At 61.9% G+C, this 21,795-nt stretch carries 23 protein-coding genes; 10 read left to right on the forward strand and 13 right to left on the reverse strand.

Going from position 1 to position 21,795, the window contains the following annotated elements:
- The first annotated feature begins 139 nt into the window (after positions 1–139).
- Complete coding sequence (locus tag CKW29_RS09725; RefSeq protein ID WP_095143359.1) at positions 140–718, forward strand: hypothetical protein; 579 nt, start codon at positions 140–142, stop codon at positions 716–718.
- A 317-nt stretch (positions 719–1,035) separates the two neighbouring features.
- Here CKW29_RS09725 and CKW29_RS09730 read toward each other — a convergent pair whose 3' ends face one another.
- The 3 genes from CKW29_RS09730 to CKW29_RS09740 all read right to left on the reverse strand — a co-directional run bounded on the left by CKW29_RS09730 (position 1,036) and on the right by CKW29_RS09740 (position 5,094).
- The gene (locus CKW29_RS09730) at positions 1,036–2,436 is read right to left on the reverse strand and encodes a VOC family protein (RefSeq protein ID WP_095143360.1); all 1,401 of its coding nucleotides are present in this window, start codon (positions 2,434–2,436) and stop codon (positions 1,036–1,038) included.
- 256 nt (positions 2,437–2,692) lie between these two features.
- Positions 2,693–3,619 (reverse strand): alpha/beta fold hydrolase, encoded by a 927-nt coding sequence (locus CKW29_RS09735; protein ID WP_095143361.1) that lies wholly within the window; start codon positions 3,617–3,619, stop codon positions 2,693–2,695.
- 20 nt (positions 3,620–3,639) lie between these two features.
- Complete coding sequence (locus tag CKW29_RS09740) at positions 3,640–5,094, reverse strand: NAD(P)/FAD-dependent oxidoreductase (RefSeq protein ID WP_095143362.1); 1,455 nt, start codon at positions 5,092–5,094, stop codon at positions 3,640–3,642.
- Positions 5,095–5,317: 223 nt separating this feature from the next.
- On the opposite strand from CKW29_RS09740, the gene CKW29_RS09745 reads away from it, so the two are divergent.
- Entirely contained in the window at positions 5,318–6,391 is a 1,074-nt protein-coding gene (locus CKW29_RS09745) for a diguanylate cyclase (RefSeq protein ID WP_095143363.1), read from the forward strand.
- Positions 6,392–6,713: 322 nt separating this feature from the next.
- On the opposite strand, the gene CKW29_RS09750 is transcribed toward CKW29_RS09745, so the two are convergent.
- The gene (locus CKW29_RS09750; protein ID WP_095143364.1) at positions 6,714–7,325 is read right to left on the reverse strand and encodes a glutathione S-transferase; all 612 of its coding nucleotides are present in this window, start codon (positions 7,323–7,325) and stop codon (positions 6,714–6,716) included.
- 402 nt (positions 7,326–7,727) lie between these two features.
- Here CKW29_RS09750 and CKW29_RS09755 point away from each other — a divergent pair, with 402 nt between their 5' ends.
- A complete protein-coding gene (locus CKW29_RS09755) occupies positions 7,728–8,132 on the forward strand; it encodes a TraR/DksA C4-type zinc finger protein (RefSeq protein WP_095083233.1) in 405 nt (134 codons plus the stop codon).
- Positions 8,133–8,392: 260 nt separating this feature from the next.
- The gene (locus CKW29_RS09760; RefSeq protein ID WP_095143365.1) at positions 8,393–8,596 is read left to right on the forward strand and encodes a hypothetical protein; all 204 of its coding nucleotides are present in this window, start codon (positions 8,393–8,395) and stop codon (positions 8,594–8,596) included.
- 37 nt (positions 8,597–8,633) lie between these two features.
- On the opposite strand, the gene CKW29_RS09765 is transcribed toward CKW29_RS09760, so the two are convergent.
- On the reverse strand, positions 8,634–8,864 hold the full coding sequence (locus CKW29_RS09765) for a hypothetical protein (protein WP_095143366.1): 231 nt from the start codon (positions 8,862–8,864) through the stop codon (positions 8,634–8,636).
- Between the two features lie 159 nt (positions 8,865–9,023).
- Positions 9,024–9,203, reverse strand: coding sequence for a hypothetical protein (locus CKW29_RS09770; RefSeq protein ID WP_256577012.1), 180 nt, complete (start codon positions 9,201–9,203; stop codon positions 9,024–9,026).
- A gap of 497 nt (positions 9,204–9,700) precedes the next feature.
- Between CKW29_RS09770 and CKW29_RS09775 the strand changes: the two genes are divergently transcribed.
- From CKW29_RS09775 to CKW29_RS09790, 4 genes are all read left to right on the forward strand, one after another.
- The gene (locus tag CKW29_RS09775; RefSeq protein WP_095143368.1) at positions 9,701–10,150 is read left to right on the forward strand and encodes a hypothetical protein; all 450 of its coding nucleotides are present in this window, start codon (positions 9,701–9,703) and stop codon (positions 10,148–10,150) included.
- The gene (locus tag CKW29_RS09780) at positions 10,150–10,353 is read left to right on the forward strand and encodes a hypothetical protein (protein ID WP_095143369.1); all 204 of its coding nucleotides are present in this window, start codon (positions 10,150–10,152) and stop codon (positions 10,351–10,353) included. The genes CKW29_RS09775 and CKW29_RS09780 overlap by 1 nt, the downstream gene beginning before the upstream one ends.
- A 123-nt stretch (positions 10,354–10,476) precedes the next feature.
- A complete protein-coding gene (locus tag CKW29_RS09785; RefSeq protein WP_095143370.1) occupies positions 10,477–11,490 on the forward strand; it encodes an ABC transporter substrate-binding protein in 1,014 nt (337 codons plus the stop codon).
- A gap of 160 nt (positions 11,491–11,650) precedes the next feature.
- Positions 11,651–12,082, forward strand: a complete 432-nt coding sequence (locus CKW29_RS09790; RefSeq protein ID WP_095143371.1) for a DUF3995 domain-containing protein — start codon at positions 11,651–11,653, stop codon at positions 12,080–12,082.
- A gap of 47 nt (positions 12,083–12,129) precedes the next feature.
- Here CKW29_RS09790 and CKW29_RS09795 read toward each other — a convergent pair whose 3' ends face one another.
- The 7 genes from CKW29_RS09795 to CKW29_RS09825 form a co-directional block, all read right to left on the reverse strand.
- Positions 12,130–12,498 carry a Na+/H+ antiporter subunit G gene (locus CKW29_RS09795; RefSeq protein WP_095143372.1) on the reverse strand — a complete coding sequence of 123 codons (369 nt, stop codon included), beginning with the start codon at positions 12,496–12,498 and terminating at the stop codon, positions 12,130–12,132.
- Complete coding sequence (locus CKW29_RS09800) at positions 12,495–12,773, reverse strand: K+/H+ antiporter subunit F (protein ID WP_095083219.1); 279 nt, start codon at positions 12,771–12,773, stop codon at positions 12,495–12,497. Before CKW29_RS09800 ends, CKW29_RS09795 begins: the two co-directional genes overlap by 4 nt.
- Positions 12,770–13,258 carry a Na+/H+ antiporter subunit E gene (locus CKW29_RS09805; protein WP_095083217.1) on the reverse strand — a complete coding sequence of 163 codons (489 nt, stop codon included), beginning with the start codon at positions 13,256–13,258 and terminating at the stop codon, positions 12,770–12,772. The genes CKW29_RS09800 and CKW29_RS09805 overlap by 4 nt, the downstream gene beginning before the upstream one ends.
- Positions 13,255–14,940: a monovalent cation/H+ antiporter subunit D gene (locus CKW29_RS09810; protein WP_095148327.1), complete on the reverse strand. Its 1,686-nt coding sequence runs from the start codon at positions 14,938–14,940 to the stop codon at positions 13,255–13,257. Before CKW29_RS09810 ends, CKW29_RS09805 begins: the two co-directional genes overlap by 4 nt.
- Positions 14,937–15,281, reverse strand: a complete 345-nt coding sequence (locus CKW29_RS09815) for a Na+/H+ antiporter subunit C (RefSeq protein WP_005789164.1) — start codon at positions 15,279–15,281, stop codon at positions 14,937–14,939. The genes CKW29_RS09810 and CKW29_RS09815 overlap by 4 nt, the downstream gene beginning before the upstream one ends.
- Positions 15,281–18,199: a monovalent cation/H+ antiporter subunit A gene (locus tag CKW29_RS09820; RefSeq protein WP_095143375.1), complete on the reverse strand. Its 2,919-nt coding sequence runs from the start codon at positions 18,197–18,199 to the stop codon at positions 15,281–15,283. The genes CKW29_RS09815 and CKW29_RS09820 overlap by 1 nt, the downstream gene beginning before the upstream one ends.
- A 291-nt stretch (positions 18,200–18,490) precedes the next feature.
- Positions 18,491–19,546, reverse strand: a complete 1,056-nt coding sequence (locus tag CKW29_RS09825; RefSeq protein ID WP_256584858.1) for a DMT family transporter — start codon at positions 19,544–19,546, stop codon at positions 18,491–18,493.
- Here CKW29_RS09825 and CKW29_RS09830 point away from each other — a divergent pair.
- Both CKW29_RS09830 and CKW29_RS09835 read left to right on the forward strand, forming a co-directional pair.
- Positions 19,541–20,104: a helix-turn-helix domain-containing protein gene (locus CKW29_RS09830; RefSeq protein ID WP_095148399.1), complete on the forward strand. Its 564-nt coding sequence runs from the start codon at positions 19,541–19,543 to the stop codon at positions 20,102–20,104. The two genes, CKW29_RS09825 and CKW29_RS09830, sit on opposite strands and share 6 nt — an antisense overlap.
- Positions 20,105–20,191: 87 nt before the next feature.
- The gene (locus tag CKW29_RS09835; protein ID WP_095148328.1) at positions 20,192–21,634 is read left to right on the forward strand and encodes an FAD/NAD(P)-binding protein; all 1,443 of its coding nucleotides are present in this window, start codon (positions 20,192–20,194) and stop codon (positions 21,632–21,634) included.
- Positions 21,635–21,795: the final 161 nt, after the last annotated feature.

The raw sequence follows: 21,795 nt of genomic DNA on the forward strand, positions 1-21,795 counted from the left end.
GGATCGCAGCCCTGAGCGGTGCGCGGCAAAGTTTTAGTAAAACCGCTGATCTATGTCTATGCTCACTCGGCGCGCAGGCTTCAGACTGCTGTTGAAAGCCTTTGCTTGCACTCTTTACTCTCTCAGGGAACGTACCGCTATGAAGCTTCACACACTGACCAAAGCCATTACGCTTGCAACGCTGCTGTCTGCCGGTAGCCTCAGTGCCTACGCCGCCGATATCCCATTGTCGGCCGTGGTTGAAGCGAACCAGGTGATGACCGAGGTTATTTCCGTCGATGCGGCCAACCGCCAGGTGGTACTCAAGGGCGCCGAGGGCCAGCCGGTCATGATCCAGATGACCGAAAAGGCCAAGGACCTGGGCAACCTCAAGGCCGGTGACAAGGTGCAGATCGACGTCATCCGTTCGGTCGCCGCTTCGCTCGACACCGACATCGACAAGGGCCTGCCGGGCACCGTTGAGCGCGTCGGGGAAATGCGCGCCTCCGAGAACAACCCGAACCCGGGCGGCGAAGCCTATCGTCAGATCAAGGTCGAGCTGAAAATCACCGCGATCGACGTGAAGAAAAACGAAGTGACGCTGCAGAATCCAGCGGGCCTGACCAAGACCATCAAGGTCGAAAAACCGGAAGTCCAGGCCAAGCTCAAAGACCTCAAGGTCGGCCAGAGTGTGGTAGTGGTCTACACCGACGTGCTGAAAGTCACGACCCAGCGCTAAGCTTCAACGCGACACCTGAAAAGCGACACTCGACGCTGGTGCGCCCTGATACGGGGCGCAACCTGAAACGGCGGGTTTCGCTTTTTTTCGTTTTTGCCGTTGAAATATTGTGTCCAGATTTATTCAGAATTTCTCACCGGACAGATCGGATCCAATGTATTAAAATCGCCCCGGTTCGCCCAGTGTCAGGGCTCTTTACCAGTGCAAGGATTGCCAGGCCATAGCACTGGGCGAACGTCTTCCAGACCGTTCGACAAACAACCTTCAGTTGTACATCGTTTCTGAGTACGCACGGTCCCGCACTGCCTCCTTCCTGCTCAGCACACCAACCCTTGCAGATTCAGCACACGGCCACATTCGTCAATCGAACGCTGCTGCGTTTGCGCATACAACGCCAGCTCATCAATGGTTGAACGGCCCAGCGCGGCTTCAAACGCTTGCCGGTTCGAATGCGCGTCGTAGCGGGTCTGTGCGGCATCGCCCAGGTTCGACTGGAAAATCCCCGCGGCGCTGACCGGCAGGAAGTCCTCGTACACCAGCGGTTCCGCGCGCACATAACCGGCTTTGAGCAACCCGGCCAGGGACATGCCCTTGAGTGTATCGCGCTCGACGGCCAGGCCCTTGTCGCTGACGAAATAGCGGAAGTAGGCCAGGCCTTGCTCGCGCATGTCAGTGTAGGCGTCCGGGAATTCCTGGAAATGTTGCGTCATCAGGCTGTCGTAGCGCGCTGCGTTGGCTTCGCTGGGGAAGTCCTCGAGCTCATCGCGGGCAGCGTTGAGCAAGCGGTCGTAGAGCGCCCGCCCTTGAGGAGTCAACGCAGCGCCACGCTGCTCGATTTCGCCGAAGCGGGCGCTGTGGCTGCCGGTGGCCTGCTGTTGGTCGGTGAACGCAATGGCTTCGTCCAGCGCCTTGAAGCTGGTCTGGCGCAGGAGGATCGGGCACTGGCGGCGCGGCGGTCCCTCGATCACTGCCTTGGGGGTGATGCCGTGGCCGGGCATGCTGGCCTGCACGATGTCGATGTCCAGGGTGCGCGGGGTCAAGTGATTGATGTGCGGGCCCTTGAAGGCCACCACGTCGGCGATCAGCCGGTGCTGGGCGCTCAATTGTCGGTACTGCGCGGCGGTGACGGTGGCGCTGTGGTGCCAGCGAAACGTCTCCAGCGCCTGCTCGACAAAAACCTCGGCCTGCTGTTCATCAAGGCCGCCGTTGTGTTCGGCGTGGGCGATCAGTTCCAAGGCCCTGGCGGTGAAAATCGAACGCCGGGCCAGCACCGATTCGGCAAAGGCGCGCAGCTCGGGGTTGTCGATCAGTTCCAGGCGCAGCAGCGAGGTGAACACGCGGAACGGGCTGACCTGCAGGGACGCTTCATGCACGGCGCGAAAGGCCGTGGAGTGCACCGGCACGCCGGCGGGTGTCAGGTCGTAGTAGCCGACCGGTTCCATGCCCATCACCGCGAACAGGCGGCACAGCGTCGCCAGTTCCTCGGCGGTGCCGACGCGAATCGCGCCGTGGCGCTCCAGATCCAGGCGCTCGATTTCGCCGGTAGCGCGCAACTGCGAGGCCATCGCCGGGTCGCTGGCCAGCACCTGGGCGTTGGTGCTGGCCACCAGTTCCATCAAGGCGCCGTACAGCGGCACTTCTTCGCGGTACATGTCCGACATCGCCCGCGAGAAGCGTTGGCGGATCAGGTCAGGGCTGACGACGTTCTGGTTGCTCATAAACTCGAATCCCGGCGCAGTGACAGTGGAGTAGGCCGATTCTGTTCGGCGCCGGCATGACTGACAAACGAAGTTTCTTCCGAACTTCATTCTGCAAACGACTGCTGCGTTCAGTGCTGCGCCTGGTTCACCCGCCAGAACCGCTACACAAGGCACTGTCCGCTACAGGAGGAGGTGGAAGCCAGGGCAGGTCAGTCGTTCTTCGACTGCTATGGCGCGTCAGGCCCACTTGTCTCGCCATAGGGACTGGCCCCCTTCATCTTGGCCTCTCCAGGAACTGGCGATATAACGCCGCGGTTCTCGCCGACTGTTCCACCATTGGCATATGGCCGACGCCGTCCCAGATTTCCACGCGCATTCCGGGAATGCCCTTGGCCCAGATTTGCGCGCTGCTGACGTGAATCAGGCGGTCTTCGCGACCCCACAGCAACAGGGCAGGGGCCTGGATATCGTGCAGCCTGGCGCCGACGGGCTGGCTGGTGTGAAAATCCTCGAAAATCTCCGCCAGTTCGTCGCGCCGGGCTTGATAACGCTCGGCCAGCGCCGCCCGCACCACCCCCGGCACCCAAGGCGGGGAGGCCATGGTCATGGCGTAGAACTGATTGAAATCGGCCCGCGAATGAATCAGGAACGGGTTGCTGCCCTGGGCCAGCAATCGCTCCATGTCGCTGGGCTCGGGTGAGCTGAGGCCGGCCGGGTCGATCAGCATCAGCGACGCGACTCGCCCCGGGTGGACGGCGGCCAGCCAGGCGGCGACGTAGCCACCCATGGAGTTGCCGATCACGTGGACCTTGCCGATCCCGCAGGCATCGATCAACTGGATCATCCGTTCGGCCTGGGTCGGGATGTCATAGCCACCGCCGGCCTTGAACCCGGTTTCGCCGTGGCCAGCCTGGTCGGGAATGATCACCCGGCAATCGTCGGTAAAGTGCCGGGCGAAGCGCAGCCAGATGGTTTTGTCGGCGCTGTACCCGTGCAGCATCAGGATGGTTCGTTCAGGCGTCTCCGGTCCGCCCTGGTAGGTGACCATCTCCATCTCGGCAATCGGTACCGCGACTTTCTGCAGGCCATACAACCGCGCCTCCAGCGCCATGCTGGCGTCGTACAGCACGTGGCCGATACGCGGCCAGGTGCGCCAGGTCCAGATGACCAACAACCCGAGAACAATCCATACAACAAACATCGCGCGCTCCCCAAAACAGGTCAGGACAGAATGTGGTCCGCGGTTTTCAGTCGTCGCGTCAGTTGGTGATAGCTGAAGCTGAAGCCGGGAAACATGGCGATCACATGACCGCTCTTGCTTTGATACCAACTGTGGCAACCACCGGACTGCCACACAGTGCGTTGCATTTCACGGTGAATCATTTGGGTATAGGCGTTTTCGGCTTCCTTGCGCACTTCAATGCTGCGCAGCCCCTGATCCTTGAGGGTACGAATGCAGTCGAGGATGTAGTTCATCTGCGATTCGATGATGAACAGCGCCGAGGTATGGCCAATGCCGGTGTTGGGTCCGGTGACGATAAACAGGTTGGGGAAGTCCGGCAGGCTGGTGCCCAGGTAGGCTCGCGGGTACTGGGCCCAGAACGCACTCAATAACGTGCCGTTCCTGCCGAGCACAGGGTAGGAAATAACCCCGTCGGTGGCATCGTAGCCCGTGGCCCAGACGATCAGGTCCAGGTCGATGTGCTGTCCATCCTGGGTAAGGATGCCGCGTTCATCCAGTGCGCCGATGCCTTGTTCGCGCCCGTGCAGGGTCACGTTGGGGCGGCACAACGCCGGGTACAGGGTGCTGGACAGAATCACCCGCTTGCAGCCGATGGTGTAGTCCGGGGTGAGTTGGCGTCGCAATCCGGCGTCCGGCACCTGTCGCTTAAGGTGCTTGAGTGCCTGCTGCTGCACCAGGCGCAGCGCGGTCCTTGAGTACTTGAAGGCAATCACCCGGGTTTCGAATTGCCAGTAAATCATCCAGCGCAGCATCTTGTAGGCCGGCTTGAAGCCCAGCAGCCAGCGCTGGAAACGACCGAAGCTGCGGTCGGCGCGGGGCAGTACCCAATGGGGCGTGCGCTGGAACACGTGCAAGTGTTCGACGTCCGGCGCGAGGGTGGGAATGATCTGCGCCGCGCTGGCGCCGCTGCCGACGATGGCGACCCGTTTGTGGCGATAGTCGTAGGCATGATCCCAGGCATTGCTGTGAAAGCTCTTGCCCGCAAAGCGCTGCAGACCCTCGAACGGCGGAATCACCGGCTGGCTCAATGGCCCGGATGCGTTGATCAGGAACTGTGCGCCGAACGTGCCTTTTTCCCGGGTATGCACCTGCCACTGACGGGCCGTTTCGTCCCATTGGACCCGATCCACATCGGCCTGCAGTTCGACCCTGTCGCGTAACTGGTAGTGGTCGACAACGTACTGGGTGTAACGATGCAACTCTGGCTGTTCGGCGAACATTTGCGTCCAGCGCCAGGAAGCGAACGACAATGAGTACAGCGGGGAGGGCACGTCGACGGCGGCACCGGGGTAGGTATTCTGGCACCAGGTGCCGCCAAAAAAATCACGACGTTCCAGTAGGCGAAAATCCGTGATGTCCGCCTTGAGCAGGTTGATGGCTGCACACTGGCCGCCGAAACCGCTACCGATGATCAGCACTTGATAGGTCTGCATGGGCCTCCTCTCTTGTAGGGGTGTGTGATGCACGCTCAGACGTCGACGGAAGTCCCTCTCATTTATAGTCAATTTTTCGACACCGGGCGTTCCAGAGCTGTTTTTCTGGCCGCTGGGTGGTGATGGCGATTTGCCGTCTCCCTGTTAGACTCCAGGCATTCCCGTCTGGATTTTTTTGCCGTCTGCAGTGGCGATCAGCCGCAAATGAGGAGCTTTGGCCCCTATGCAACCAATTGGAGGAAAGGGACTTTCATTGGCCAGGAGGCTCTACACATCACGCACCCTGGGCCTTGCGTTGGGGCTGTTGTGCGTGGCACCGGCGGTCCTGCCACTGGAGCCGCCTGCGTGGTTGTTGTTGCTGATGCTGTTCAATGGCGTGCTATGGCCGCACCTGGCGTACCAATGGGCGCGTCGTTCGCCATTGCCCTATCGCGCCGAACACCGCAACTTGCTGATCGACTCGTTGACCGGTGGCTTCTGGGTCGTGGCCATGCACTTCAATCCGTTACCCAGCGCGGTGACGCTGTCGATGATGGCCATGAACAATGTGGCAATCGGTGGCGTGCGCTTTCTGCTGGCGGGCATCGGGGCCCAGGTGTTGGGTATGGGGGTTGGCTGGCTGCTGTTTGTTCCCGTGGTGATTCCCCAGACCAGCCAGTTGCAGATGTACGCCTGCTTGCCGTTGCTGACCTTGTACCCGTTGGCGCTGGGCTGGATCTGCTTTCGACAGACCTTCGCCCTGGGCAAGAGCAAGCGCGAACTGTTGGCCCTGAGCCGCACCGACAGCCTCACCGGGCTGCTGAACCACGGCGCCTGGAAAGATGCCCTGGAAGTCGAATTCCAGCGGTGCCAGCGTCAGCAGCGCGGCGGTGCCATCGCGCTGATCGACATCGACCACTTCAAGGCCATCAATGACACCTACGGCCATGTGGCCGGCGATATCGTCCTGCGGCAACTGAGCAAGATCCTCAAGCAGAACCTGCGTGCCAGTGACGTGGCCGGACGTTATGGCGGTGACGAGTTCTGCGTGATCCTGCCCGATGTCCCCCTGGCACATGCCGTTCAGGCGATGGACGCGTTGCGTGATCGTTTTTCCGGGCTGGGCTACGAGCAGAACCCGGCCCTTGAAGTCAGCCTGAGCATCGGTCTGGCGGCGTTCAACCCGACGCACGCCGATGCCACGCAATGGCTCAACGATGCGGACCTGGCGCTGTACGCCGCCAAGACCACCGGCCGCAACCGGGTGATCTGCCATGCCGACGGGCTGGTGCAGCGGGTGGCGCTGGGCTTGGTGTGAGGTTCGGGGTGTGGCCCGGTGTCAGCCCGGCATAGCCCACTCGCGCAACACCTGCTTGGTCACCTTGCCCGCCGCGTTCAGTGGCATGGCCACTTCCCCCATGCGCTCGTCGGGGACGCCGATGAATGAACGATGTCCCGATGGCGAGGGAGCTTGCTCCCGTTGGGCCGGGCTGGTGTTCCAGCGCGACGCGGCCCTGGCCAGGCGGTTGGGGTGTTTCAGAAAAAACCGGCGACCTTTTTGGGTTTGCTGCGCAACCCAGCGCGAGCAAGCTCGCTCGCCACGGGGGAATGTTGTGGGTGATAGCGATCAGGAAGGCGCCTCAGGTCATCGGTGCGTTGATGAATGCCGGCAGTTGTTCGGCGTAGGCGCTGAATGCTCGGATCTTCGGAAACTGCGTCGCATCGATCTGGTCCGGCACCACAAGCTGGGTGAAGCTCCAGGCGACGGCGAGGGTGATGCCGTCCTGCTCCAGGGTGCCGTCCATGTTCAGCGGTTGTGTATCCAGTTCCTGCTCCAGCGCCGCATACGCCGCCTGCAATTGTCCGCTCACCCGTTCAAGCCAGGGCGCGTGCTGTTTCTCGGCGGGCCGCAGATTGCGTTCGTAATAGATCTGCACCGACTTCTCGCACGCCGCCAGGGCCAGGCCGATCACGCGTAGCGAGCGCAGGCGCAGGTCGAGTCGGGCAGGCATCAGGCTTTTTTGCGGACCGCTCAAGGCTTCCAGGTAGTCGATGATCAAGGTCGAATCCATCAGCACGTCGCCGTTATCCAGCACCAGGGTGGGTGCCTTGACCACCGGGTTGATCTGCTGGAACGCCTCGAAGCCGCGGAATACCGAAATCGAGGCATGCTCGAACGGGATGTCCAGTGCTTGCAGGCTGATGGCAACACGTCTTACGTAAGGTGAGTCGAGCATTCCGATCAGCTTCATGTACAACTCCTTGAGTGATGGGCGGTGAACAGGCGCGGGTCCTGCTGCTTGAATCTAGCGCTAAACCCATGATCTTGAATACTGCCAGGATGGACTTGCCGGACGACATCGGCGGTGGCCATCAGCCGTTTGTCTTCTATATACAGCCGCTGGATTGAATTTCTTGCTATAAACGCACTCCGATAACGGCCCAAAGCTTGCCAGAGAGCAATTTAAGGGCGTTGTCAGACAAATTCCCTGTCTTTTCAGTTGCTGAGGCTTCAAGTCGGCCTTAGACTGCCGCCCCTCGTAAATTGAGTGCCGGGTGGCGCTTGGAATGTATGGCGCCTTTCCGAGACCTTGCAGGTCGACCGGAACGCTCCCTGATTCGCCTTAATGCACGTATTTTTTATAGAGAAATCAATGACAAAGGAAAAGTTGCTGGCCATGCCGGCGGATGACTACATGAATGCCGAGCAACAGGCTTATTTCACTGAGCTGCTGCAAGCCATGAAAGTGGAAACCCACGAGCGCATCGAACAGAACCGAATCGCCATTGAAAGCCTGGACACCCCGGCCGACCCGGCTGATGCGGCGTCGGTCGAAGAAGAGCGTACCTGGCTGGTGAACGCCATTGATCGTGATCAGCGCATGCTGCCTCAGCTGGAACGCGCGCTGGAGCGCATCGGCGACGACACCTTCGGCTGGTGCGATGACAGCGGCGAGCCTATTGGCCTCAAGCGCCTGCTGATCAGCCCGACCACCAAGTACTGCATCGAAGCTCAAGAGCGTCACGAGCAGATCGACAAGCACCAGCGTCAGGCCTGATTCTGTGTGACAGCCCGGACCACGGGCGTCCTTGAAAGATCGCAGCCTGCACAACGTTTATGGGGGCACTCCCTTAACGTTGTTGCAAGCTGCGATCTTTGCGTTTGTGTGCTCGAACGGTCAGCGCATTCTTCAAAGCAACCGGTGATTGTTACCGTTTGAGCAAGTCAATAGTGCAGGCACTTGGCTATTTCCCGCTCCGGATATTCATTAATCTACCTACATTGTTAGGCAGCTAATGAAGTGGTCGAGGTGCTCTCATGCAATGCAAGGTCGATGTCGCGGTAATGATCGGCAGTGGTGTCCCTGCCGGATTACGGGCGATGGGGCAGCGCGTGTGCTGGGTAGTCCTGCTCAATGGTGAGCAACGGGGCACGGCATTTTCCAGTCGTAGCGATGCGCAGGAGTGCCAGGCGGCCTGGCTGGCACAGCTGGGGGCCAGGGGCAGCGATCGCGTGCATTGAAGGTTGGATCACAGTGCTTGATGTCACGGCGGGTTGATCAGGCCTTCAATGCGCCTTGATCGACGGCAAGTTTCAGTGCCTTGGCCGACTCCATGGCCGCCACTGCCGCGCCGTTGGAGGTTTTGAACCAGCGGTCTTTTTCGACCTGGTGGCAGGTCACAGTGGTCAGTGGCGGTTTGGCGCGCATCACAATGACCGCCTGGAACTCTCCGTCGACTTCTCTGGCTTCGCCGCGGATAAAAAATTCGCCGATATCAAATTCCGTCACGTGCGCCTTCCCTTGTTCATTATTGTGTTGTGTGCAACGCAGTCCGCTGAAGGGGCTGGGTTTCAATGGTCGGGCAGTATGGCAGTTGTTGCGGGGCGGCGGCGCAGTTATGTCATCGGTGTGACGAAATGACTGCGCCTGTCACGCAGGGTTCGGGTCTCAGTGACTGACCTCGAGGTTGCGCGCAAGGGTGCAGGCTTCGTTATGATTGATGCGGAAACCTCTTACACGACCAGTTGCAGTTTCTGTGATATGGAAGAAACTATTCCCTGCGAGAACCACTTGATAACGAAGGTGTATGTGCTGTTCAAACCGGGCGCTCTCTTCTGCGCAGGTCATGGAGTGTACGGCGTGCAGGTTATAAGTGCGGTTTTTGGCGTTCGCGGATGAAGGGGAATGCGTGCTCATAAGAATTCCTTTTCTCGGGTTTGCAAGCGGTTGTACGTCGCTTTGGGTAGTCTAGCAGCGCTTCGCTGCTCTAGAATTGCCCCCACTGGTTGGAGGTTGTTGCTCATCTAAAGCAATTTTGTTCGGGTGATATGTCGGAAAAATGCTTTTTTCAAAGGGTTTTCTCCCTAAAGTTGATAGTCCAGTAGCCTCTGGTTGCTAGAAGGGATTTTTCCCTCAGCCTCTGACGACCGACAGACAAGACGGTGGGCGCGGCGATCCAGTAGTCTGCTCTTGCCTTGCAATGAAGCGCTTTTCTGCGGACTTCACGGCTTCAGCCAGGACCCTTGTTGCACTATTTTCGCTAGGGCCATTTTTTTGCTGTCCTTTTTTCGGGCAGTGTCATTTTCAGATGTGGGGAAGTTTCCTTGGCAGTAAGTAATCTCGATATGCATGCGTTGTTTGTATTGGGTGACCTGCGTGCAAAGCTGGTTAAGCAGTTTCAATCACCTTTCGTCTACATCACCGAACAAACGCCTGAAGGTATTTACGTCGCCGAGATCGATACCGGGTCGGTCATGGTCGTGGACGACAAGCCGCGTCTTGAACTCAAGGTTGGCGATCATTTTCGCGCATCCGTATTACCCAGTCGTGAAGGCGGCAAGTTTGAAATCCGGTTTCGCGAGATCAAACTGACGGTCTACGGCCTGGGTGATTACGCGTTCGTGACCACGACAGAAGGCCACGCCATCGTGTTCAAGGAAGGTCACAACGTGCTGACGGTATTCGCCGCTCATGAGCAACTGCAGGAAGGCCTGACCAAAACCCTGAAGGCGGTGACCGGTAAGGTGGCCAAATGGCGTAAAGGCGAACTCGTGACGTTCAAGGCCAGTGAGTAATGAGCCTGTCCCGCGCCGATTTTCATGAACAGAACCTGTTCAGCGCGCGTGCCGAGGCACAGCACTTGTTTGCCCAGAAGGTCGTCCGGCAGGGCGCCTGGCTGAGTTGGGTGGCTTCGCAGATTTACCAGATGCGCCCGGCGGAGTACGCCAGCATGGTGCGCAGAGAGTTGCAGCGCTTGCAGGAGGCTGGCGAACACTGAACCTTGTCCCTTCAAATGCAGGAACCTCTACTACAGTCTATGGACCGAGTGACCCGAGGTTTGCCGCTTGCGCGCGCATGACCGTTCCGTCCTGCTATTGCTGAACAGTACGAGGTGCAAGGCATGAAAGGATTTCGCTTGTTGCTGGCGGGTGCTTTGACAGCCGTCGGTTTGCTGGCATCACCCCCTGCCGCAATGGCGGCCCAGACGCCGATCCACTTTGCTGACCTGAACTGGGAAAGCGGCAGCCTGATCACCGACATCTTGCGCATCATCGTCGAGAAGGGCTACGGCCTGCCGACGGATACCTTGCCGGGCACCACCATCACCCTGGAAACCGCGCTGGCCAACAATGACATTCAGGTCATCGGTGAGGAGTGGGCCGGGCGCAGTCCGGTGTGGGTCAAGGCCGAGGCCGAAGGCAAGGTGGTGAGCCTGGGCGACACGGTCAAGGGCGCCACCGAAGGCTGGTGGGTGCCTGAGTACGTGATCAAGGGCGATCCTGCCCGGGGCATCAAGCCCATGGCGCCGGACCTGCGCAGTGTGTCGGACCTGCCCCGTTACAAGGACGTCTTCCGCGATCCGGAAACCCCGGGCAAGGGGCGCTTTCTCAATAGCCCGATTGGCTGGACTTCGGAAGTGGTCAACCAGCAGAAGCTCAAGGCCTACGGCCTGACCGACAGCTATGTGAATTTCCGCAGCGGCTCAGGCGCTGCGCTGGACGCGGAAATCAGCTCATCGATTCGTCGCGGCAAACCTGTGCTGTTTTACTACTGGTCGCCAACGCCGCTGCTTGGACGCTTCAAGCTGGTTCAACTGGAGGAGCCGCCGTTTGATGCGCAGGCCTGGAAAACCCTGACCGATGCCACTCATCCCGATCCGCAACCGACGCGCTCGTTGCCCTCGAAGCTGTCGATCGGCGTCTCCACGCCATTCCAGAAGCAGTACCCCCAGTTGGTGGCGTTCTTCAGCAAGGTCGACTTTCCCATCGAGCCGTTGAACCAGGCCCTGGCGCGGATGAGCGAGCAGCACAGCACGCCGCGCCAGGCCGCCGAAGCCTTCATGAAGGATCATCCGCAGGTCTGGAAGGCCTGGTTGCCCAGCGACGTGGCCGACAAGGTTGCCGCCGGCCTGTAGCGAAGACGGTCGCCGGCCATTTCCGCGCGTGGGGATGGCCGTTTATCGCTGAATAGGGCGTACAGCCCGTTGATCCTGCCTTGCATTGATAAAACGCAATACGCTGACAAAAGCACTGGTCTAGTCTGTTTCTCTGTCACTGAATTCAGGAATCTCGATCATGACGTTTGTGCTAGCCCAGTGGATCGCCGCCGCCTTGGTGTTGATCAGCCTGATCCATGTGTATTGGGCGCTCGGCGGCCAATGGGCCAGCGATGCCGTCGTGCCGCTGGTGCAAGGGGATCAGGGGCCACGGCCAGCGTTCAAGCCTTCCGCCCTGGTCACCCTGGTGGTGGCGGCCGGACTACTGCTGATTGCCTTGATGGTGAGCCTGCGGGTCGGCCTGTTTGTCCCGGCGATCGAGCACTGGTCGCTGCAGTGGCTGATCAGCGCGATTGCCTTGCTGATGTTCGCCCGGGCCATCGGCGATTCGGAGTCGATGGGTTTTTTCAAGGAGCACGCCGAGTCGAAGTTTGCGCGCCTCGACACCTGGGCTTACTCACCCTTGTGCGTGGTGCTGGGGGCAGGGCTGTTGGCCGTCGCCTGGGCCTGAATCGGCGAACGCGCCGAACTCAGGCCCCGGACCTCGACCAGAGCGCCTCAGCTTCCGCTTTCATTACGTCGGCTACTGACCTCGGCGGGTACATCATCCCCGGCCATCCGCTTGCGGAACAACGCCGCCCGGGCCAGTAGCAGGGTGGTCACCGGCATGGTGATCGCCAGCAGCACCGGAATCAGCCAGGCGTGCAGCACCGGGCGGGATGTGAGTACCGAGAAGTACAGGATCGACGCCAGCGCCACGCACCAGGCACCCAGTGTCGAGGCCAGCGCCGGTGGGTGCATGCGCTGGAAGTAATCCTTGAGCCGCACCAGGCCGATGGCGCCGATCAAGGTGCACAGGCTGCTGGCCAGCAGCAGAACGGCCACCAGAATCTCGACCCACAGCGGCAGTTGGTCCATCCCGTTCATTCGATCACCTCGCCACGCAGCAGGAATTTCGCCAGGGCAAACGAGCCGACGAAGCCGAACAGCGCGATCAGCAGCGCTGCTTCGAAATAAGTATCGCTGGCGTAGCGGATACCCAGCACCAGCATCATCAGCATGGCAATGACGTACAGGTAGTCCAGGGCCAGTACCCGGTCCTGGGCCGACGGACCCTTGAACAGGCGGACCAGGGTCAGCACCATCGCCAGCGAGAACAGGAACAGGCTGAACACAATCGCGTTCGAGAGCAGGGCACTCATTCGAAAATCTCCATCAAGGGGCGCTCGTAAGTCGCCTTGAAGTGCTGGATGAAGTGCGCTTCGTCATCCAGATCGAACACATGCAGCAGCAGAATGCTGCGATCCAGCGCCAGTTCCGACCAGACCGTGCCGGGCACCACTGTGGTGATCATCGACAGCGCCGCCAGGCCGTTGGCATCGCGCAAGTCCAGCGGTACCTTGATGAACGCCGAGCGCGGCGCCCGCCGGCCGGCGTTCAGGACGCCCCAGGCCACGGCCAGGTTGGACGCCAGCACGTCACGGCCCACCAACAGGAACAGGCGCAGGATCACCCCGGGGCGGCGGATACGGATCGGCAGCGGACGCAGCTTGCGCATCATCAGCGGCGCGCAGAACCCCAGCAACGCGCCGAGCAACAGGTTGCCGGGGCTGACGGACAGGTTCAGCACCAGCCACAGCACCCACAGTGCCAGCGACAACCAGGGGGCAGGAAACAGGCGCTTCATGGTTGTACCTCCTGGAGCGTCGCAGGGGTTGCGGGGCCTGGAACAGCGCGGGTGCCGAGGACCGCCATCACGTATTGCTGCGGGTCATTCAACGTGTCGGCTGCCGCCTGGGTGAAACGCATCAGCGGTTCGGCCTTGAAGGTCAGCGCAATGCTCAACGCCAGCAGGGCGAAGATCGGCACGCATTCCAGCCGGCGCAGGACCGGTGACGGGCGTTCTTCCGGGGTCCAGAAGCGCTGGATGCCCAGGCGCGCAAAGGCGATCAGCGAGGCCAGCCCGGACAGAATCAGCAGGGCCAGCAGGCTCCAGGCCGCGGTCGATACCGGGTGTCCGGCAGACGCGCCGAGACCCAGCGGGTTGAGCAGGGCGCTGAGCAGGCTGAGCTTGCCAATGAACCCGGAGAGCGGCGGCATGCCGATGATCAGCAGGGCGCAAGCGATGAAGCTCAAGCCAAGGAAGGCCATGGTCCAGGGAATCACCTGGCCGACCACGGCTTGCTGGTCGTCGTCGAGGTTGATGCCCTTGGTCGGCTGGCTGGACTCCAGTGGGCGCGGCAAGGCTTCGATTTCATCGTCCAGCGGGACTTCGACAGCGGTGCGTGAGCGCTCGATCAGTTCGGCCAGCAGGAACAGGGCGCTCAGGGCCAGTGTGGAACTGACCAGATAGAACAGCGCCGCCGCCACCAGGTTGGGTTGGCCGAAGCCGATGGCTGACAGCAGGATCCCCGCCGACACCAGGATGCTCAGGCTGGCCATGCGTTCCAGGCGCTGCGCGGAAAGGATCGCCAGCGCGGCGCAGACGATGGTCGCCATGCCGCCGTACACCAGCCAGTCGCCGCCAAAATACGCCGATGCGCCGGCCTGCCCCGAGAACAGCAACGTCCACAGGCGCAGCAGGGTATAGACGCCGACCTTGGTCATGATCGCGAACATGGCCGCCACCGGGGCGCTGGCCGCGGAATAGGCCGGTACCAGCCAGAAGTTCAGTGGCCACATCCCGGCCTTGACCAGGAACGCCACTGCCAGAATGCCCGCGCCGGCGTGCAGCAAGCCGCGATCGGCTTCCGGGATCAGCGGGATCTTCTGTGCCAGGTCGGCCATGTTCAGGGTGCCGGTGACGCCGTAGATCAATGCCGCTCCAATCAGGAACAGTGACGAGGCCAGCAGGTTGATCGAGATGTAGTGCAGCCCCGATGACACCCGCGCCCGGCCAGAACCGTGGAGCATCAAGCCATAGGAGGCGGCCAGCAGCACTTCGAAGAACACGAACAGGTTGAACAGGTCGGCCGTCAGGAAGGCCCCGTAGAGGCCCATCAACTGGATCTGGAACAGCGCATGGAAGCTGGCGCCGGCACCGTCCCAGCGGGCCATGGCGAACAGCAGGGCGCTGACGCCGATGATCCCGGTCAGGACCAGCATCAGCGCCGACAGGCGATCGACCACCAGCACGATGCCGAACGGCACTTGCCAGTTGGCCGGCAGGTACACGCCGATGGAGCCGGGCTCGCCCTGTTGCTGGGTCCACAGGAGCAGCATCACCGAAATGCCCAGGCCGATCAGGCTGGAGAACAGGTTGAGCCGAGCCTTGAGCGGGCGATGTTTTTCGCCCAGCAGCAGCATCAGCGCGGCGGTCAGCAGCGGCAGCAGAATGGGCGCGGCGATCAGATGTTGCATCCCGTTCATTCTTTAGGCTCCCGGCCATCGACATGGTCGGTGCCGGTCAGGCCCCGTGACGCCAGCAACACCACCAGGAACAGCGCGGTCATGGCGAAGCTGATGACGATCGCCGTGAGCACCAGCGCCTGGGGCAGCGGGTCGGTGTAGTTCAACAAGTCCTGGGGCACGCCGTCCTTGATGATCGGCTCCTTGCCAATGAACAGGCTGCCCATGCTGAAGATGAACAGGTTGACCCCGTAGGACAGCAGGCACAGGCCCATCACCACCTGGAAGGTTCGAGGGCGCAGGACCAGCCAGACCCCGGAGGCCGCCAGTACGCCGATGGCAATTGCGATGACTTCTTCCATCAGGCCGCTCCTGGCTTGGCAATAGGTTTGGCTTGAGCGCCGGGCTTGTGCCCCCGCACCGACTGGTGCGCCAGGGCGGTCAGGATCAGCAGGGTCGAACCGACGACGACGGCGTATACGCCGATGTCGAAGAACAACGCGCTGGCGATATGAATGTCGCCCAGCAGCGGCAGCGAGAAATGCCAGGTGTGGGTGGTCAGGAACGGATAGCCCGCCGCCATTGCCCCCAGGCCGGTGACGGTGGCGAACAGTAGCCCGGTGCCCATCCAGCGCACCGGTCGCAGGCTCATCTGCGCCTCGACCCACTGGGTGCCGGCCACCATGTATTGCAGGATGAACGCCACCGACATCACCAGCCCCGCGACGAAGCCGCCTCCGGGCAGGTTGTGCCCGCGCATGAACAGGTAGAACGACACCACCAGGGCAATCGGCAGCAACAGGCGTACCAGCACCGCCGGCACCATCATGAAGCCCAGGGCGGTATCGCTGGCCTGGCGCGGGTTGACCAGGTCGGTGACCACGTCCGGTGCCAGCAGGCGCTGTTGCGCCGGCAGTTGCATGCTTTCCTTGGGTGGGCGGAAGCGTCGCAGCAGGGCGAAGACCGCCAGTGCCACCGCCGCCAGTACAGTGATTTCGCCGAGGGTGTCAAAGCCCCTGAAGTCCACCAGCATCACGTTCACCACGTTGCTGCCGCCGCCTTCGGGCAAGGCGCGGCTGAGGTAGAACGAGGAGATGTCGTTGGGCGTCTGGCGGGTCAGCATGGCATAGGAAAGCAGGGCCATGCCCACGCCCACCGCAATCGACAGCAGCAGGTCGCGCAGGCGACGAACCCGGGCCTTCGACACGCTACCAGGCAGCGGCGAGACGTCTTCGATCCGGCGCGGCAACCAGCGCAGACCCAACAGGATAAGTACCGTGGTCACCACCTCGACCACCAATTGGGTCAAGGCCAGGTCCGGCGCCGAGAACCAGACGAAGGTGACGCAGGTCATCAGGCCGCAGACGCTGACCATGGTCAGGGCGGCGAGTCGGTGATACTTGGCTTGCCAGGCGGCGCCCAGGGCGCAGGCGATTGCCAGCAGCCACAGGGTGACGAAGACGATCGAGCCCGGGATTTTCGGCCGATCGCCCCAGCTGATGCCGCTGTACAGCATGGGAATCAGGCCGGCCAGCACGGCTGCCAGTACCAGCAGGAACAGCTGGGTCTGCAGGCGCTTGGTGCTGATCTGCCGCTCCAGTCGGCGCGCCAGGCGCATCATGATCACCAGGCTACGTTCGAACAGGCGCTTGCCATTGAGCCGGCCAATCAGCGGCGGGTACTTGAAGCGCCCGTGCTTGAATTGATTGCGCAGCAGCAGGTACAACACGATGCCGCAGGACATGGCGATCAGGCTCATGATCATCGGCGCGTTCAAGCCGTGCCAGATCGCCAGGCTGTACTCGGGCAGCGTCCCGCCGACCACCGGCAGGGCGGCGGCGGCAAGCAGCGGGCCGACCACCTGGGCCGGGAAGATCCCCACCACCAGGCAGGTAAAGACCAGCAACTCGACCGGCGCACGCATCCAGCGCGGCGGTTCGTGAGGCGTGTGGGGCAGGTCGGTGGCCGTCGGGCCGAAGAACACGTCCACGGTGAAGCGCAGGGAGTAGGCGACGCTGAAGGTGCCGGCGATGGTGGCGATGATCGGCAGGCTGGTCTCGATCCAGGCGGTCGCATTGATGAACACGGTTTCGGCGAAGAACATCTCCTTGGACAGGAAACCGTTGAGCAGCGGCACGCCGGCCATCGAGGCACTGGCTACCATCGCCAGGGTGGCGGTGAACGGGATCAGGCGGATCAGGCCATTGAGCTTGCGGATGTCGCGGGTGCCACTTTCGTGGTCGATGATTCCGGCGGCCATGAACAACGACGCCTTGAAGGTCGCGTGGTTGAGGATGTGGAACACCGCCGCGACCGCTGCCAGCGGGCTGTTCAGGCCCAGTAGCAGGGTGATCAGGCCCAGGTGGCTGATGGTCGAATAGGCCAGCAGGCCCTTGAGGTCGTTCTGGAACATCGCGCAGTAGGCGCCCAGCAGCAACGTACAGGCCCCGGCCCCGCTGACGATGTAGAACCATTCTTCGCTGCCGGACAGGGATGGCCACAGGCGAGCCAGGAGAAACACCCCGGCCTTGACCATGGTGGCCGAGTGCAGATAGGCCGAGACCGGTGTCGGTGCGGCCATGGCGTGGGGGAGCCAGAAGTGGAAGGGGAACTGGGCGCTTTTGCTCAAGGCGCCGATCAGGATCAGGGGAAGCAGGATGGGGTACAGCGCATGGGCACGAATCAGATCGCCGGCGGCCAGGACCTTGTCCAGGTCATAGCTGCCGACGACATGGCCGAGGAGCATGACTCCCGCCAGCAGGCACAAACCGCCGGCACCGGTTACCATCAGGGCCATGTAGGCGCCCCGACGGGCATCGGCGCGGTGGTGCCAGTAGCCGATCAGCAGGAACGAAAAGAGGCTGGTCAGCTCCCAGAAAAACACCATTTGAATCAGGTTGCCGGAGATCACCAGCCCGAGCATGGCACCCATGAATGCCAGGAAAAAGGCAAAAAAGCGTGGCACCGGGTCTTCCGGCGACATGTAGTAACGCGCATAGAGCGATACCAGGGTACCGATGCCCAGCACCAGCAGGGAGAACAGCCAGGCGAAACCGTCCAGGCGCAGGACGAAGTTCAAACCCAGGCTGGGCAGCCAGAAGTATTCTTCGCGTATCACACCGCCGTCGGCGATCTGCGGGTACAACAAGGCCACCTGGAGGGTGCCGACCAAGGCGATCAATCCGGAGAGAATCGATTCAGCATTACGTGCGTTGTGTGGCAGCAATGCCGCCAGACAGCTGCCAATAAATGGCAGAAGCAGTAGAACTATCAGGGACATAGGCTTCTAATCTGCGGAAGTTTGTGAAGGATCATACGTGCCGCGTCCCGGATCACCAACTGCCAAGCTGTGGCAGGATCCTACAAGGTAGGCAGAAAAAGCCTGATTCACATTGTTTTGAAGTGCTTGATCGACCGGTCGGACGCTATCGCGAGCAAGCGCCGCGCCGCCCGGTTCTCCCCACGCTGGGCATCTGTTGTGTCGTGATCGCGTGCCTGCCTCCGGACCCTGTGGGAGATTCTATGGTTGAGGGCTTTCCCTCAACCATACAAGCGAGTCTGCTCGCGATGGCTATTGTTCAGGCGACGCAGCGTTCACGCCTCGATCTTGTGGGTCCTGTTCCCGCTCTGCTTCAGGCACGACAGCCTTACCTTTGGTTTTCAGCTCACTGACGATCACCGCCGCGACAATCAATGCCGCGCCGAACAGCGCCAGCCCCGGCAACCGCTCACCCGCCAGGCGCCCGGCAATCCCGGCCCAGACCGGCTCGCCGGCATAGATCAGCGTCGCACGGGTGGGGGATACACTTTTCTGCGCCCAGTTCATCGCCACCTGAATTGCGGCACTGGCGGCACCCAGGCCCAGGGCGCTGGCCAGCAGGAGCCAGGAAAACGACGGAAGCGCTTCCCGGGTCGGTGCAATCATCAGGAACGCCAGCACCGAGGTGACGGCCAGTTGCACCACCGTGACCCGTCGCACATCGACCCTGCCGGCGTAGCTGCTGATCAGGATGATTTCCGCGGCGATCGCTACCGCACTGATCAGGGTGGCGATCTCACCGGCACTGAAGTTCAACGTGGCCCCCGCGGGGCCCGAGAGCAGCATCAGCCCGGCGAAGGCCAACATGATGCCAATGCTCGGCATCAAGCCCGGACGGCGCCCGAGTACCAGCCATTGCAACAACGGTACGAACGGTACGTACAACGCGGTGATAAACGCCGACTGGCTGCTCAGGATGGTTTGCAAGCCGTAGGTCTGCAGGCCATAGCCCAGCATGATCGCCACGCCGATGAAGGCGCCGGCCTTGAACTCGAACCAGGTCAACTGGCCCAGGTTGCGCCAGGAGAACAGGGCGACGATGCCGGCGGCGGCGGCAAAGCGCAGGCCGACGAAGAACATCGGGCCGCTGACGGTCATGGCGTGCTGCACCAGCAGGAAGGTGCCCCCCCAGATCATGGTGATCAGCACCAGTACACATTCGGCCTTGCTCAGCCGAAACAAGCTGGAAGTGGGTGTGGAAGAGTTCGCTGACGTCATGGCCTTGCGCGCTACCTGAGTGGGACGCACAATGCGCCAGAAGTTGGGCAGTATACTGCGCAACACCCTCAAGTGAGCAATATAGTGCACAAAGAAAACGGCCAACGGGCTTCCGTCCTGCAACACGTCAGCCAGAATGTCCGGCGTCTGCGCCATGCCGCCGAACTGAGCCAGACCGCACTGGCGGAAAAGTCCGGGGTCAGCCGGCGGATGCTGGTGGCCATCGAGGCGGGTGAGAAAAACGTCAGCCTGACCACCCTCGACCGGGTGGCCGAAGCGCTGGACGTGGCCTTCAGTGACCTGATTTCCGCCCCCGATGCCCGGGATCCGAGCCGCATCAACGAAGTGGCATGGGCTGGCGCCATCCCCGGCAGCAAGGCCGTGTTGCTGGCCAAGGCCGACGCGTGCCGTGAAGTGGAACTCTGGGAGTGGCGCCTGGAGCCGGGCGAGCTGTACCTGTCGGACGCCGATGCCGACGGCTGGAGCGAGCAGGTGTATGTGTTCGAAGGCTGCCTGACCCTGGTGCTGGGCGATGAAGAGCGCAGGCTGGCAACCGGCGATTTCGTCAGTTTCGCCAGTAACCGCACCCACGCCTATCGCAATGACGGTGATGTAGCCGTGAGGTTCGTGCGTAACGTGGTGATCTGAACGAATCCTGGTTAATCCATTTTCTACAAAGTTTTTATAAAGCAATGATTTTAAAATAATTTACTCTCTATAAGGCGCCGAAGACCCATGAGTGAAGTTCCCCTCGGGCAAGCACAGCAGGCGGTTCGCAGTGCCGACATCCTGATCGTCGGCGGTGGCTTGAGCGGGGCGTTGCTCGCCGCCCAGTTGATGCGGTTGCCCGGCCAGCGCCAGGTACTGGTGGTCGAACCACGCGCCGAACTGGGGCGCGGTGAGGCCTATAGCGCGGTCGAACTGGGGCACACGCTCAATGGCAATGCCGCGCGCATGAGCGTCGATCCGGACAATGCCGACGACTTGACGCAATGGTTGACGGCCTTCATTGCCGGCGGCGGCTGGCCACAATCGAGCGAGCAGACGGTGCCGGTTGCCGAACTGTTCCCGCCCCGGGGCCTGTTCGGCCTGTATGCGCAGCAACGCCTGGCTGAGGCGCGAGTGCAGGGGGCGGCTCAGGGGTCGAGTGTCGAGCATGTGCGCGCCGAAGGGGTCGACCTGCAGATCGACGAGCAGGGGGCGCTGCTGACATTGAATGACGGCACCCGGTTGCGGGGCGCGGTGGCGGTTCTGGCCACCGGCATGTTCCCGGCGGCCAGGACCCCGCAGACCGAATCCAGCGGCCTGAATGCGGCGGCGCTGGATCCTTGGGACGTGGCGGCGATGGCGCAACTCGATCCGCTCGCCAGGGTAATGATCATCGGCTCCGGCCTGACCATGGTCGATGCCGTGGTGTCGCTGGAGCAGGCCGGGCATCGCGGGCCGATCGACGTGTTCTCCCGCCACGGCCTGCTGCCCCATGTGCGGCGTCAGCCACCGGCGTGGGTGGATTTTCTGGCGCTGGACCCCGGCATTGGCAGCCCACGGCAACTGATGCATGAACTGCGTCGCCAATGCCGCGCGGCGGCAGTCGAAGGGATCGACTGGCAGGCACCGCTGGACACCGTCAGGGCTCATATCGGACGGCTCTGGAGTCAGGCCACGGATGTGCAGCGCCGTCAGTTCGTGCGCCATGTGCGCCCCTGGTGGGAAAGTCACCATCACCGTTCGCCGCCCTTGAGTGCCGAGTTGGTGGCCCGATTGCATGCCGAGGGGCGGTTGCGGATCCAGGCGGCCTCATTCAAGGGCCTGGCGCCCTCGACCGATGGCCGTGTCAACATTCGCGTTCGCCGTCGCGGGGAGGCGGGGACGACCTTGGTCGGTGGCGATGCCCTGATCAACTCCAGCGGTATCGAGTACGACTGGCGCCGGGTCGCCCGGGCCTTGCCGCAGCAGTTGTTGGCCCGTGGCCTGGTTCAGCCTGGGCCGTTGGCCTTGGGGATTGCCGCGCAGGCGGACGGTGCCGTGCTCGACGCCCAAGGGCAGGCCCCCCGGCGGTTGTTCGCCATGGGCCCGCCCTTGCGGGGCATGTGGTGGGAAAGTACCGCCGTCACCGACGTGGCGAGCCAGGCCAAGGCGCTGGCGCTGCGGTTGGTCAGCGGGCCGCAATCCTTGTAGATACCGTCTCAACCTTCACCGGGCAATGCAGGCGGCGCCCATGTAGGAGCGAGCTTGCTCGCGATGACCGTGAGCGCGACGTGGGGTATCAGGCAGCACGCGTTATCGTTGGCAACCCTCGCGAGCGACGCTCGCTCCTACAGGGCAATGTAGGCAGAGCC

It is taken from the genome of Pseudomonas sp. Irchel s3a18, assembly GCF_900187535.1.
Taxonomy (GTDB): Bacteria; Pseudomonadota; Gammaproteobacteria; order Pseudomonadales; family Pseudomonadaceae; genus Aquipseudomonas.